We start from the raw sequence: 12,188 nt of genomic DNA on the forward strand, positions 1-12,188 counted from the left end.
TCTTCCTGGACAGCCAGGCGAAGGAGAACGAACACGATGTCCACACTCGAAATCAAGGACCTGCACGTCAGCATCGACACGGAGCAGGGCGTCATCCCGATCCTCAAGGGCGTCACGCTGACGATCAACACCGGCGAGACGCACGCGATCATGGGCCCGAACGGTTCGGGGAAGTCGACCCTAGCGTCGACCATCGCCGGCCACCCCCGCTACACCGTCGACAGCGGCTCCATCACCCTCGACGGTGAGGACGTGCTGTCCATGAGCGTCGACGAGCGGGCGCGCGCCGGACTCTTCCTCGCGATGCAGTACCCCGTCGAGGTCCCCGGCGTCACCATGACGAACTTCCTGCGCACGGCCAAGACCGCGCTCGACGGCGAGGCCCCGAGCCTGCGCCACTGGACCAAGGACGTCAAGACGGCCATGTCCGCGTTGCGCATCGACGCCGACTTCGCCCAGCGCAACGTCAACGAGGGCTTCTCGGGCGGCGAGAAGAAGCGCGTCGAGATCCTGCAGCTCGAGCTCTTCCGTCCCCGGTTCGCCATCCTCGACGAGACCGACTCCGGCCTCGACGTCGACGCGCTCAAGGTCGTGTCGGAGGGCGTGAACCGCGAGCATTCGAAGGGCGAGATGGGCACGCTGCTCATCACGCACTACACGCGGATCCTCCGCTACATCAAGCCCGACTTCGTGCACGTGTTCGTCGCCGGACGCATCGCCGAGCAGGGCGGGCCGGAACTCGCCGACCGCCTGGAGGAAGAGGGCTACGATCGATTCACGGCGCAGACCACGGTCGAGGCCTAGGACCACCACGAGTGCCGGCACCTGCGGGTGTCGCCGTGGAACACCGTTCGAAAGGAACACGTGCGATGAGTGATGTACAGCAGGCGCCGACCGCGCTGGAGGACATCGAGGAAGCACTCCGCGATGTGATCGACCCGGAGCTGGGCGTGAACATCGTGGACCTCGGGCTCCTGTACGGCCTGACCTACGCGGAGGACGGCGCCCTCCTGATCGACATGACGCTCACGACGGCGGCCTGCCCCCTGACCGACGTGCTCGAGGAGCAGGTGGGCCAGGCCCTGGACGGCGTCGTCGACGAATGGCGCCTGAACTGGGTCTGGATGCCGCCGTGGGGTCCGGAGAAGATCACCGAGGACGGCCGCGACCAGATGCGGGCGCTCGGCTTCAACATCTGAGCCATACCGGCTGAGCCCAGGCGGGCCGGTGCAGGGCCTAGGTGTTCGACAGGGGCGGTTCCGGTGACAGCCGGGGCCGCCCTTCGTCGCGCCGGGGGTCGTCGCGCGGGGGCTCCTCGGGGTTCCGTCAAGACGGCTCGGTGGCGCTGGTACCAGCGTCGCCTCTCGCGTTGTCCCCTGCGGCTCCGCCGACACCGACACCGTCACCGGCTCCGTCACGGGCGCCGTCGTCGTGCTCGCCGAGGCCACGCGCGGCGAGGGCCTCGCCGGTCCGCTGGGCGTAGGCGACCGCTCCGACCACGAGGGGGGTGACGGCCACTCGCATACTCCGCTGGAGCCAGCGCGCACGTGCCGCGTCGCGGATGTCGACGAACATCCCCGCGAGGTAGGGGATGCTCCGCAGCATGATCGACAGGGCCAGGGCGAAGCGTTCCGGGTCCGCCCCCACACGTCGGAACGGCCGTGCGAGCCGCGCGACGCCGTCGAGCAGCACCTGGACCGGCGTCGTGAGCGTCACGGCCCGTGCCGCCAGCAGGCAGGCGGTGATGCCACCGACGACGGCGAAGGCGCGCACCCAGCCCTGGGTGATGCCCTGGTACACGGCGAGGATCACCAGGACGGGGGCCGCCGGCGCCAGCATCCGGACGATCCGTGCGGGCGGTATGCGCGCACCGACGGTCAGGGCGCCGATCGCGATCGCGAGCGCGATCACGGCGACGAGCGGTGTCCGCCAGACCACGACGGCGAGGGCGCAGGCCAGTGAGGCCGTGGCTTTCGGCGCGAGCGGCATCCGGTAGAGGAAACCCCGGCCCGGTACGAACAGCCCGAGGGTGCTTCCGAAGCCCCTCACCGGGGTTCCGGGGAGTGGGACCGCTGATCCTCCGCGGATCGGGCCGCCAGCGCGCGGTAGTGGGCGACGGCCTCCGCGGGAACGCCGTCGAAGACGACACGACCGCGGTCGATGACGAGCGTCCGATCGGCCTCGAGGGCGAACTCGAGATTGTGGGTCGTGAAGACGACCTGCTGGTCGAGGCGTCCGATGAGCGATCGGACGCGGGCGTCGTTGCGCAGGTCGAGCAGGGTGGTCGGCTCGTCGGCCACGAGAACGCGCGGGTCGACGGCGAGGACGACCGCCAGGGCGAGGATCTGCCGCTCACCACCCGAGAGGTCGTAGATGCTGCGATCCGCGAGGTGGCCCACACCGAATCGGTCGAGAACCTCCTCGGCCCGGCGCCGCCGCTCACGGGCGGGGAGCCGCCGCGCGCGAAGGGAGAGTTCCACGTCCTCCCGGCCGGTCGGCATGACGAGCTGGGAGAGCGGGTCGGTGAAGACGAACCCGACCAGGCGGCGTACGGCGCGACCCTCCGAGCGGGTGTCGCTCCCGAGGACCGTCACCGCCCCGTCCGTCGGCTCCCTCAATCCGTTGACGAGGCGCAGGAGCGTCGACTTGCCGGAGCCGTTGGCCCCGATGACCGACACGCGGCGCTCGGCCAGTGTCAGGGTGATCGGGCCGAGGATGAGCTCCGGGCCGCTGTCCGACCGGACTTCCGCGGCGGTGAACTCGATCACCGCGGGCGCCGCGCGGCTCATCGGCCTCGCCCGCCGAGGAGCCGGGGGAAAGCACGGTGCACGGATACCGCGAGGATCGCGGCCAGGACGTTCTTGACGACGTCGCCGGGCAGATAGGCGGCGTCGACGATGACCGCCTCGCGGAGGGGCAGGCCGGCATTGACCATGAGACCCGCGATGCCCAGCGGATGGATGGTGAGCAGGCTCGCGGCGAGACAGCCGAGGAACAGCAGGCCCGTGCGGAACCGGGCCGATCCGCGCAGGATCAGCCGGGCGAAGGCTCCGGCCACCAGCGCTGCGAGCGGGAAGGCGAGCAGGTAGCCCGCGGAGGGCCCGGCGAGCACGCCGAAGCCGCCGCTGAACCCGCTGAAGACCGGCAGGCCGATCAGTCCGGCGGCCAGGTACAGCAGCACGGCGGCGGTTCCACGGGCCGGTCCCAGGACGACGCCGGCGAGCATCACGCCGAGGGTCTGCAGGGTGATGGGCACGCCGAGCGGGCCCACCGGTATACCGGGTACGATTGCAAGGGCGGCAATGAGGGCGGCGAAGACCGCGACCAGCGACAGATCGGTGGCATCCCACCGCGTGCGAGAGGACGGTCGGCGATCGCCGATCGATTCGGTGGTGGTCTCTCCGGTCGGCTGCATCGCACACTCCTCCAGCAGGCCGGAGGTGCACCGGTTCGTCCGGTGGCTTGTCGATTTCCTCCAGCCGCAACTGCTTCTGTACCGAGACTAGCGCCGGTCACCAGGGGAACCCTTGTGGGATTCCTACAACAAAACGCCGTCTCAGGCACCATCGAAAGGCCTCACCGTGATCAACGTATCGAACCTCGAGCTGCGCGCCGGCGCACGCCTGCTCATGGACGAGGTCTCCTTCCGGGTGGACAGGGGCGACAAGATCGGGCTCGTCGGCCGCAATGGTGCGGGCAAGACGACCCTCACGAAGGTCCTGGCGGGGGAGTCCCTGCCGGCCGGCGGCACCGTGACGCGCTCGGGCGATATCGGCTATCTCCCCCAGGACCCCCGCACGCCGAACATGGAGCAGCTCGCCCGGGACCGCATCCTGTCGGCGCGGAATCTCGACGCCGTCGTGACCGAACTCCGCGAAGCCCAGGAGGACATGGCCAGCGAGAAGACCTCCGTGCGGAACAAGGCCATGGCGCGCTACGACCGCATCGAGGCGGCGTTCCTCGCGGGCGGCGGGTACGCAGCCGAGGCCGAGGCCGCTGCGATCTCGTCGAACCTGGCCCTGCCCGAACGCATCCTGAACCAGCCGCTGAAGACCCTCTCCGGCGGCCAGCGCCGTCGCGTGGAGCTCGCGCGCATCCTGTTCTCCGGCGCGGAGACGATGCTGCTCGACGAGCCCACCAACCACCTCGACGCCGATTCGATCACCTGGCTGCGCGACTTCCTGAAGAACCACCAGGGTGGTCTGATCGTCATCAGCCACGACGTGGAACTGCTCGAGGCCACCGTGAACAAGGTGTTCCAGCTCGACGCCAACCGCGGCACGATCGACATCTACAACATGGGCTGGAAGCGCTTCCAGCTCCAGCGCGAGACCGACGAGCGGGCGCGCAAGCGCGAGCGGGCCAACGCGGAGAAGAAGGCCCAGGTCCTCATGGACCAGGCCAACAAGATGCGGGCCAAGGCCTCGAAGGCCGTCGCGGCGCAGAACATGGCCAAGCGCGCCGAACGCCTCCTCGGCGGGCTCGACGCCGTCCGCGCCTCGGACCGCGTGGCAGCCCTCCGCTTCCCCGAGCCCTCACCCTGCGGCAAGACACCCATGACGGCCGAGGGACTCAGCAAGTCCTACGGTTCGCTCGAGATCTTCACCGACGTGGACCTCGCGATCGACCGGGGGTCGAAGGTCGTGATCCTCGGCCTCAACGGTGCCGGGAAGACGACGCTGCTGCGCATGCTCGCCGGCGTCGATGCACCGGACACGGGCAAGGTGATCGCCGGCCACGGCCTGAAAGTCGGGTACTACGCGCAGGAGCACGAGACGCTGGACACGCAGCGCTCCGTCCTCGAGAACATGAAGTCCTCCGCCCCGGACATGCAGGACGCCGAAGTGCGCGGCATCCTCGGCTCGTTCCTCTTCTCGGGCGACGACGTCGACAAGCCTGCCGGTGTCCTGTCCGGTGGCGAGAAGACACGGCTGGCACTGGCCACGATCGTCGCGTCGTCGGCGAACGTCCTGCTACTCGACGAGCCGACCAACAACCTCGACCCCGCGAGCCGCGCGGAGATCCTCGGCGCACTGAAGAACTACAGTGGCGCTGTGGTGATGGTCAGCCACGACGAGGGCGCAGTGGACGCCCTCGACCCGGAACGGGTGGTCCTGCTGCCGGACGGTGTCGAGGACCTGTGGAACCAGGACTACCTGGAGCTCGTCACCCTCGCCTGACCGTGCGGGGTGCGCCCGGTGTCCGAAGGAATGTTCCGGTGTCCGAAGGGGTGTCCCGGCGTCGGGAGAGAGGGCGGAAGCGGTGGACTTCGACTGGCTCCGGCGGGCCTGCCTCGCCCTTCCCGGCGCCTATGAGGACTATCCTTTCGGCCCCGAAACCGCCACGTTCCGCGTGAGGATCCCGGAGCGGATCGCCGGCCCCGGAGCGGGGAAGGTCTTCGCCTTCGCAGGCGTCGACGCCGTCCCGCCGTCGGTCTCCCTCAAGTGCGAACCGGCCCTCGTGATCCCCCTGCGCGCAGCGCACCCGGAGATCACCGGCGCGTGGCACCTCGACAAGAAACACTGGAACGGCGTCCGGCTCGACGGCGCCCTGACCGCCGCGACGGTCGCCGACCTCATCGAGGACTCCTACGACCTCGTCGTCGCCTCGCTGCCCGCAGCGCACCGGCGGGCCCTGGGCTGGTCCGGCGGAGACTCCCCGAGCTGATCGACCAGCCTGCCGGAGCGCGAGACTGAGCAGGCGACAGTGAGCGCCGCGCTCAGCGGATCCCCCGGGCGTCAAGGATCGCGTCCTCCTCCTCCTCCGAGGACGGACGACGGCGCTGCCGTCCGGGGCGTCTCACAGCAGTGCCGGCCTGCTCGGCGTTGGCCCTGCGCTGCTCGCGCGCCGCGTAGCCGAGTCCCACGAAGGCGAGCACGCCGAAGGCGAACCACTGCAGGGAATAGGACAGGTGCGGGCCCTCGTCGATCGATGGTTTCGGGGCCGCGAGGGGTGTCTCGGCGGCGGCCGGACGTTCGAGCGCGAGCAGGCCGTAGGCCGCGTCCTGCAGCGCGTAGTCCAGTCGGTCCGAGAGCGCAGTGAGGTCGATCGACGCCACCTGGCCCTCGGGCGCTCCGCGCTTGACCGCGGGCTCGCCGGGCTTGACCCTGGCGGTCACCTCGACCTCCCCCGGAGGGGGCTCGGGAATGTCGTCCGGACGCCCCGCCTCGTCGTTGCCGATCGGCAGCCAGCCGCGGTCGATGATCACGGCGCTTCCGTCCTCGAGCCGCAGGGGAGTAAGGACCTCGTACCCGGGCTGACCACTGAGCGGCCGGTTGCGCGCGATCACCTGGTTCTCGACGTCGTAGGTGCCGACGAACGTGATGGGCGTCCACTCCGTCGCCGGGTCGTAGCCGTCGAGAACAAAACTTCCCGGCACGTACCGCTGGGGGGTCGCGTCGTAGTTCGCCTCGATGCGGTGGATGTTCTCGACCACGGCTTCGCGGCGGTCGAGCTGCCAGCGCCCCAGCCCGACGCAGCCCGCCGCGATGACGATCACCATGACGAGCCAGCCGAACCATCGCGCGGAGAAGAGGAAGCGGTACACCTACTGGGCCTCCCCGGTCATCCCGCCGATGCTCCCACCGGTGTTCTCGTCACTGTTCTCATCGGTCAGGGGACGCGTCTCCTTCCAGAGACCGCGATCCCTCAGGTACTCCTCGAACCACTCGACGTGGTCGGGGCAGGACGCCCACACCTTTCGGCGGTCCGGCGTATGGATCCTCGGATTGTTCCACAGCAGCCGCCACGCCGCCCCGGCTCGGCACCCCTTGCGTGAGCAGATCGGCGCCGCTCCCTGGTCCGGAATGGTCCCGAACAGGCTCAGACCCGCAGTCGAACCGACCGCGGGTCCGCCGAGCGGTGCGTCAGGCATTCGCACCCGGTCTCCCTGATCCGGCCGCCCACGAACCGTGGTGCGCGGTCGGAGGGGTGTCGTCGATGATCTCGCCGCTCAGGATGTCGTCCTCGGGGTCGGCGGGATCCGCGTCGGCCACCCTCGCCTCGATCTCCCGGACCGGCGCGCGATCGATCAGCGCGTCGCTGTGCCGGATGTTGCTCGTGTCGCTCCCGCCGTTGGCCACGATGACCGCGAAATAGGGCAGGAACACCGCTCCCGCAATCATGACCCAGGACAGCCAGCCGTAGGGGACCACGAACACGAGGATGAAGCAGACGAGGCGGATGCTCATCGAGACGGTGTAGCGGATCATTCTGGTACGCATTTCGTCGCTGTGTGATTCACGAGCGTCTGAGATGCTGTGGACGTCTGTGTTGTGCTTCGATTGTTTACTCATCACACTCCAAAGAGACTGCTTCTATTATCCCACTTCCGGCTTCGTTCCCGAAGTCGGGGGATGCGCCGCTAGGATCGTCGGGATAGTTTGACGAGGAGCCGCGGACAGCGTCCCGTTGATACGTGACCGCCCCGACTCATCGGCCCCGTGGTCGTCGGCATGGACAGCTGGGCCCCCTTTCGGCTCGCAGACAGAGGAGTTTCCCCTTGGCACCTGATACGGACAGCACGACGACGGCTACCGGCCGGAGCGTCCTCATCACCGGAGGGAACCGCGGGATCGGATTGGCCATCGCCAAGGTATTCGTAGCCAACGGCGACAAGGTTGCCATCACCTACCGAAGTGGCGAGGTTCCGGAGGGAATGCTGGGAGTACGGGCCGATGTGACCAGTGAGGACCAGATCGATGCGGCCTTCACCCGCGTGGAGGCCGAGCACGGACCCGTCGAGGTCCTCGTGGCCAACGCCGGCATCACCCGCGACACCCTGCTCATGCGCATGTCGGAGAGCGACTTCACGGACGTGATCGACACCAACCTGACGGGCGCCTTCCGCGTGGTGAAGCGGGCCTCCCGCGGGATGATCCGCCTGAAGCGCGGCAGGGTGATCCTCATCTCGAGCGTCACCGGCCTCTACGGCGCGCCCGGCCAGATCAACTACTCGGCGTCGAAGTCGGGACTCATCGGCATCGCACGCTCGTTGACCCGCGAGCTCGGCTCGCGTGGCATCACGGCGAACGTGGTAGCCCCGGGGTTCATCGACACCGACATGACCGCGGAACTGACCGAGGAGACCCGTAAGAGCTACCTCGCGACCATCCCCGCGGGTCGCTTCGCCTCGCCGGAGGAAGTGGCCGGCGTCGTGTCATGGCTCGCCGGTGAGCACGCCGGCTACATCTCCGGGGCGGTCATCCCGGTCGACGGCGGACTCGGCATGGGCCACTGACCTCGCCCTGCAGCACCCCGCACCACCCGACGTCCCTTACACCAGAAGGAGCATCATGGCCACCCTCGAGGGAACCACAGCAATCGTCACCGGCTCGTCACGCGGCATCGGCGCCGACGTCGCGCAGCAGCTCGCAGCGCAGGGCGCCGCTGTCGTCGTCAACTACAGGCAGAAGGCACCCCGCGCCACCAAGGTGGTCGCGGGCATCGAGGCGGCCGGCGGCAGGGCCGTCGCGGTCGGCGCCGACCTCACCACGCCGGAGGGCCCGGCCGCGCTCGTCGACGCCGCATCGGGTCTCGGCACCCTGAACCTGCTGGTGCTCAACGCGTCCGGCGGCATGGAGACGTCGATGGGCGAGGACTACGCCCTGCGACTCAACCGCGACGCCCAGGTCGCCATGCTCACCGCCGCGACGGACGTCATGCCGGCCGGTTCGCGCGTGGTGTTCATCACCAGCCACCAGGCGCACTTCATCGAGAAGGTCCGGACGATGGACGCCTACGAACCGGTCGCCCGCAGCAAGCGAGCCGGTGAGGACGCCCTCCGCGAGCTCATTCCGAGCCTGACCGAGAAGGGAATCTCGCTCGTCGTCGTCTCCGGCGACATGATCGAGGGAACCGTCACGGCGACCCTGCTGGACCGTGCGACCCCGGGTGCGATCGAGGCGCGCCGACAGGAAGCAGGGCGCCTGTACTCCGTCTCCGAGTTCGCCACGGAGATCGTCCGGATGGCGACGGCGGACGTGCCGACGGGCCATACGGAGTACGTGGGGGGCGCGGAGGACTTCCTCGCCAAGAGCTGACGCCACGCCGTTCGTTCCGTCCGGCGGTCCGCAGGTCTCCTAGAGGCCGGCGAGGTGCCGGACGACATCCAGGTCGGGCAGGTCGAGGGCCGCGTGGGCGACGGCGCGTACCGCCGGTTTGGCGTTGAAGGCGACGCCGAGCCCCGCCGCCGCCAGCATGTCCAGGTCGTTCGCGCCGTCGCCCACCGCGATGGTCGAGGCGAGGTCCACGCCCGCGCGCGCGGCCTCGGAGCGCAGCACGCGTTCCTTCTCACGACGGTCGACGACCGCACCCGAGACGCGTCCGGTGAGCACCCCGCCGTGGATGCCGAGCTGGTTGGCGTGTCCGAACGACAGCCGGAGCCGCTCTGCGAGCGGGGCGAGGACCTGCGAGAACCCGCCGGAGACGACCCCGACGGCATGCCCGGCATCGAGGTACGCCCCGACCAGCTGCTCGGCCCCGTCGCTGAGTTCGATGCGTTCGACCACCTCGTCGATCACCGATGCCGGGAGGCCCTCGAGCGCCCGGACGCGCTGGTGCAGGGACTGGGCGAAATCGAGCTCGCCACGCATGGCGGCATCGGTCACGGCCTTCACCTCTGCCTCACGTCCGGCGTGGGCGGCGAGCAACTCGATGACCTCCTGCTTGATGAGGGTGGAGTCGACGTCCATGATGAGCAGCTTGGGGCCGGGGGCGTAGACGCGCCGGGGCACGAGGGCGGCGCCGACCGCCGCGGACGCTCCCCAGTCCGTGAGCGCCCTGCGGACCGAGCCGGGTCCAGCGGGGATACGGACGTCCAGCGTGAGGACCTCATAGGTCGCGGTGCGTACCGAGGAGGCTCCGTCGACGGAGACGTCGACGCGACCCAGCGCCGTCGCCAGCCGGTCGCGGTGATCGTCCTCCAGTCGCGACGCGTAGACGACCACCCTGGCCTCGACCGTCATGCGTCCACTCCCGTCCTCGCCGCTGGCGGCGTCGTCGGCCGGGCGGTTTCGCCACGAAGCCGCTCCTTAGCCTAGTGTCTAGGACCATGAGTGACGTTCTGGAACTGGCGGGAGTGAGCCTCGTGAGGAGCGGCAAGACGCTGCTCGACGAGATCGACTGGCAGGTCAGCGAGGGTGAGCGCTGGGTGGTCATGGGCCCGAACGGTGCAGGGAAGACGACGCTGCTGCAGCTCGCCGGCGCACGCCTGCATCCCACGCGCGGTGTCGTCGGCATCCTGGACGAGGTCATGGGTGCTGTCGACGTCTTCGAACTCCGCCCGCGCATCGGGCTCGCCTCCGCCGCGCTCGCATCGCAGGTCCCCGACCACGAAACCGTGCTGAACGTTGTCGTCACCGCGTCCTACGGCGTCACCGGTCGGTGGCGGGAGCAGTACGAGCGCCTCGACGAACGCCGTGCCTTCCGCCTGCTCGACACCTGGGGGATGTCGCGTTTCATGAACCGGCCCTTCGGCTCCCTGAGCGAGGGCGAGCGCAAGCGCGTGCAGATCGCCCGCGCGCTCATGGCCGACCCCGAACTGCTGCTCCTCGACGAACCTGCCGCCGGGCTCGACCTGGCCGGGCGGGAGGACCTCGTCCGGCGCCTCACCGATCTCGCCCGGGACGAGGATGCACCCGCGATGGTGCTCGTCACGCATCACCTCGAGGAGGTTCCGCCCGGCTTCACGCACGCACTGCTGCTCCGGGAGGGCCGGATCGTGGCTGCCGGACTGATCGCCGGTGTCCTGACCGAGGAGAACCTGTCTGCCGCGTTCGACGTCGCGCTGAAGGTCACCGAGGAGAACGGCCGCTACAGCGCGGTCGCGCGGGCGTGAGTCCCGGTTCCCGCAGCCCGCGCCCGGAACCGGGACCCTGATGGTGCTGGTCCACCTCGACTCCGTCGACGACCCACAGCTGTCCGACTACCGGAACCTCACCGACGTCCAGCTGCGGCTCGTCAGGGAACCCGCCGAGGGACTGTACATCGCCGAGAGCTCCAAGGTGCTGCGGCGCGCGATCGACGCCGGGCATGTTCCCCGCTCCTTCCTCCTGGCACCCAAGTGGGTGCCGGACCTTGCGGACGTCATCCGCCGGTTCCCGGACGCCCCCGCGTTCGTCGCGCCGGAGGACACCCTCGAGGCCCTCACCGGTTTCCACCTCCACCGAGGCGCCCTGGCAGCGATGAACCGACCGCCGGCGCGATCGCTCGCCGGCGTGCTCGCCGGCGCCCGCCGTATCGCGATCATCGAGGACATGGTGGATCACACGAATCTCGGCGCGGTCTTCCGCTCTGCGGCGGCACTCGGGGTCGACGCCGTCCTGGTCAGCCCGCGCAGCGCCGACCCGCTGTACCGGAGGGCGGTCCGCGTGAGCATGGGGAGCGTCCTCCAGGTGCCATGGGTGAGACTCACGTCCTGGCCGGACGACCTGGCGGCGATCCGCGGGGCCGGCTTCACCGTCGCAGCCCTGGCGCTCGTCCCGGGCGCAGTGGCGATGGGCGACTTCCCCGGACGTGACCACGAGCGGCTGGCACTGCTCCTCGGCACGGAGGGTGACGGACTGAGCCCGGGCGCCCTCGACGCGGCGGACGTCGCCCTGACCATCCCGATGCACGGCGGGGTCGACTCGCTGAATGTCGCCGCAGCAGCCGCCGTCGCTTTCTGGGAGTGCCGTTACGCGCCCACGGGGCGGACGCGACCGCCCGCGGTTTAGTGCCGTGCTGACTGCTGCGCTAGTATGGACAGCTGGCGCATCCGCCACTCTTTCGTATACCCGTGCCTGGCAAAATCCAGGCAACCAGAGAAGGTAGTCCTGTGAAGTCTGATATCCACCCCAAGTACCAGTCCGTCGTCTTCCGCGACCTGGCCTCCGACAAGGCGTTCCTGACCAAGTCGACGGTCGGCTCCGCCAAGACCATCGAGTGGGAGGACGGCAACACCTACCCCCTCATCGAGGTCGAGATCTCCTCGGAGTCGCACCCGTTCTACACGGGCAAGCAGCGCATCATGGACTCCGCCGGCCGCGTCGAGCGCTTCAACGCCCGCTTCAAGGGCTTCGGCGGCAAGAAGTAGCACCCGTCCCCCGGGACACAGGACAGTGCGGGCCGATGCCCCTCGTCCTTCAGGAGAAGCCACGCCGTCCCGGCGTGGCTTCTTCCGGTTAACCACCGCCTGACCACCGCGGTCA

16 protein-coding genes are annotated in these 12,188 nt (G+C 69.4%); 9 read left to right on the forward strand and 7 right to left on the reverse strand.

Translation table 11 applies throughout. From position 1 onward, the window contains the following. Positions 1–36: 36 nt before the first annotated feature. Both sufC and FJV46_RS12880 read left to right on the forward strand, forming a co-directional pair. On the forward strand, positions 37–804 hold the full coding sequence (gene sufC / locus FJV46_RS12875; RefSeq protein WP_087026978.1) for a Fe-S cluster assembly ATPase SufC: 768 nt from the start codon (positions 37–39) through the stop codon (positions 802–804). A 65-nt stretch (positions 805–869) separates the two neighbouring features. Continuing rightward, complete coding sequence (locus FJV46_RS12880) at positions 870–1,199, forward strand: metal-sulfur cluster assembly factor (protein ID WP_087026976.1); 330 nt, start codon at positions 870–872, stop codon at positions 1,197–1,199. 127 nt (positions 1,200–1,326) lie between these two features. Here FJV46_RS12880 and FJV46_RS12885 read toward each other — a convergent pair whose 3' ends face one another. The 3 genes from FJV46_RS12885 to FJV46_RS12895 are packed head-to-tail and all read right to left on the reverse strand — an operon-like array spanning position 1,327 to position 3,415. Further along, entirely contained in the window at positions 1,327–2,049 is a 723-nt protein-coding gene (locus tag FJV46_RS12885; RefSeq protein ID WP_087026975.1) for an energy-coupling factor transporter transmembrane component T family protein, read from the reverse strand. Continuing rightward, positions 2,046–2,789: an energy-coupling factor ABC transporter ATP-binding protein gene (locus FJV46_RS12890; protein WP_087026974.1), complete on the reverse strand. Its 744-nt coding sequence runs from the start codon at positions 2,787–2,789 to the stop codon at positions 2,046–2,048. Before FJV46_RS12890 ends, FJV46_RS12885 begins: the two co-directional genes overlap by 4 nt. After that, on the reverse strand, positions 2,786–3,415 hold the full coding sequence (locus FJV46_RS12895; RefSeq protein ID WP_087026972.1) for a biotin transporter BioY: 630 nt from the start codon (positions 3,413–3,415) through the stop codon (positions 2,786–2,788). The genes FJV46_RS12890 and FJV46_RS12895 overlap by 4 nt, the downstream gene beginning before the upstream one ends. 166 nt (positions 3,416–3,581) lie before the next feature. Between FJV46_RS12895 and FJV46_RS12900 the strand changes: the two genes are divergently transcribed. Both FJV46_RS12900 and FJV46_RS12905 read left to right on the forward strand, forming a co-directional pair. Next, positions 3,582–5,180, forward strand: coding sequence for an ABC-F family ATP-binding cassette domain-containing protein (locus FJV46_RS12900; RefSeq protein WP_087026970.1), 1,599 nt, complete (start codon positions 3,582–3,584; stop codon positions 5,178–5,180). Between the two features lie 82 nt (positions 5,181–5,262). Further along, positions 5,263–5,667 (forward strand): MmcQ/YjbR family DNA-binding protein, encoded by a 405-nt coding sequence (locus tag FJV46_RS12905; RefSeq protein WP_087026968.1) that lies wholly within the window; start codon positions 5,263–5,265, stop codon positions 5,665–5,667. 52 nt (positions 5,668–5,719) lie between these two features. Here the strand turns inward: FJV46_RS12905 and FJV46_RS12910 are convergent, their stop codons facing one another. The 3 genes from FJV46_RS12910 to FJV46_RS12920 are packed head-to-tail and all read right to left on the reverse strand — an operon-like array spanning position 5,720 to position 7,295. Further along, complete coding sequence (locus FJV46_RS12910) at positions 5,720–6,547, reverse strand: SURF1 family cytochrome oxidase biogenesis protein (protein ID WP_087026966.1); 828 nt, start codon at positions 6,545–6,547, stop codon at positions 5,720–5,722. Beyond that, positions 6,548–6,874, reverse strand: coding sequence for a hypothetical protein (locus tag FJV46_RS12915; RefSeq protein WP_232008642.1), 327 nt, complete (start codon positions 6,872–6,874; stop codon positions 6,548–6,550). Then, a complete protein-coding gene (locus tag FJV46_RS12920) occupies positions 6,867–7,295 on the reverse strand; it encodes a DUF3099 domain-containing protein (RefSeq protein ID WP_087026965.1) in 429 nt (142 codons plus the stop codon). The genes FJV46_RS12915 and FJV46_RS12920 overlap by 8 nt, the downstream gene beginning before the upstream one ends. Positions 7,296–7,501: 206 nt before the next feature. On the opposite strand from FJV46_RS12920, the gene FJV46_RS12925 reads away from it, so the two are divergent. Together FJV46_RS12925 and FJV46_RS12930 are read left to right on the forward strand one after the other, a co-directional pair. Next, positions 7,502–8,239, forward strand: a complete 738-nt coding sequence (locus FJV46_RS12925; protein ID WP_087026963.1) for a beta-ketoacyl-ACP reductase — start codon at positions 7,502–7,504, stop codon at positions 8,237–8,239. Between the two features lie 55 nt (positions 8,240–8,294). Then, positions 8,295–9,041, forward strand: a complete 747-nt coding sequence (locus FJV46_RS12930) for an SDR family oxidoreductase (RefSeq protein ID WP_087026961.1) — start codon at positions 8,295–8,297, stop codon at positions 9,039–9,041. A 39-nt stretch (positions 9,042–9,080) separates the two neighbouring features. On the opposite strand, the gene serB is transcribed toward FJV46_RS12930, so the two are convergent. After that, on the reverse strand, positions 9,081–9,965 hold the full coding sequence (serB, locus tag FJV46_RS12935) for a phosphoserine phosphatase SerB (RefSeq protein WP_087026959.1): 885 nt from the start codon (positions 9,963–9,965) through the stop codon (positions 9,081–9,083). 86 nt (positions 9,966–10,051) lie between these two features. Here serB and FJV46_RS12940 point away from each other — a divergent pair, with 86 nt between their 5' ends. From FJV46_RS12940 to FJV46_RS12950, 3 genes are all read left to right on the forward strand, one after another. After that, complete coding sequence (locus FJV46_RS12940) at positions 10,052–10,837, forward strand: ABC transporter ATP-binding protein (RefSeq protein ID WP_087026957.1); 786 nt, start codon at positions 10,052–10,054, stop codon at positions 10,835–10,837. Between the two features lie 40 nt (positions 10,838–10,877). Beyond that, complete coding sequence (locus FJV46_RS12945) at positions 10,878–11,714, forward strand: TrmH family RNA methyltransferase (RefSeq protein ID WP_087026955.1); 837 nt, start codon at positions 10,878–10,880, stop codon at positions 11,712–11,714. Between the two features lie 101 nt (positions 11,715–11,815). Further along, a complete protein-coding gene (locus FJV46_RS12950; RefSeq protein ID WP_055773464.1) occupies positions 11,816–12,073 on the forward strand; it encodes a type B 50S ribosomal protein L31 in 258 nt (85 codons plus the stop codon). The last annotated feature ends 115 nt before the right edge of the window (positions 12,074–12,188 follow it).

This window comes from Arthrobacter agilis (genome assembly GCF_006494655.1).
Taxonomy (GTDB): Bacteria; Actinomycetota; Actinomycetes; order Actinomycetales; family Micrococcaceae; genus Arthrobacter_D; species Arthrobacter_D agilis.

What these genes read in the sequence shown, in the direction of transcription:
- FJV46_RS12890 (WP_087026974.1), bottom strand. Translation starts at nt 2,789, where the DNA reads ATGAGCCGCGCGGCGCCCGCGGTGATCGAGTTCACCGCCGCGGAAGTC.
- FJV46_RS12920 (WP_087026965.1), bottom strand. Translation starts at nt 7,295, where the DNA reads ATGAGTAAACAATCGAAGCACAACACAGACGTCCACAGCATCTCAGAC.
- FJV46_RS12930 (WP_087026961.1), top strand. Translation starts at nt 8,295, where the DNA reads ATGGCCACCCTCGAGGGAACCACAGCAATCGTCACCGGCTCGTCACGC.
- FJV46_RS12940 (WP_087026957.1), top strand. Translation starts at nt 10,052, where the DNA reads ATGAGTGACGTTCTGGAACTGGCGGGAGTGAGCCTCGTGAGGAGCGGC.
- sufC (WP_087026978.1), top strand. Translation starts at nt 37, where the DNA reads ATGTCCACACTCGAAATCAAGGACCTGCACGTCAGCATCGACACGGAG.
- FJV46_RS12915 (WP_232008642.1), bottom strand. Translation starts at nt 6,874, where the DNA reads ATGCCTGACGCACCGCTCGGCGGACCCGCGGTCGGTTCGACTGCGGGT.
- FJV46_RS12895 (WP_087026972.1), bottom strand. Translation starts at nt 3,415, where the DNA reads ATGCAGCCGACCGGAGAGACCACCACCGAATCGATCGGCGATCGCCGA.
- FJV46_RS12945 (WP_087026955.1), top strand. Translation starts at nt 10,878, where the DNA reads ATGGTGCTGGTCCACCTCGACTCCGTCGACGACCCACAGCTGTCCGAC.
- FJV46_RS12880 (WP_087026976.1), top strand. Translation starts at nt 870, where the DNA reads ATGAGTGATGTACAGCAGGCGCCGACCGCGCTGGAGGACATCGAGGAA.
- serB (WP_087026959.1), bottom strand. Translation starts at nt 9,965, where the DNA reads ATGACGGTCGAGGCCAGGGTGGTCGTCTACGCGTCGCGACTGGAGGAC.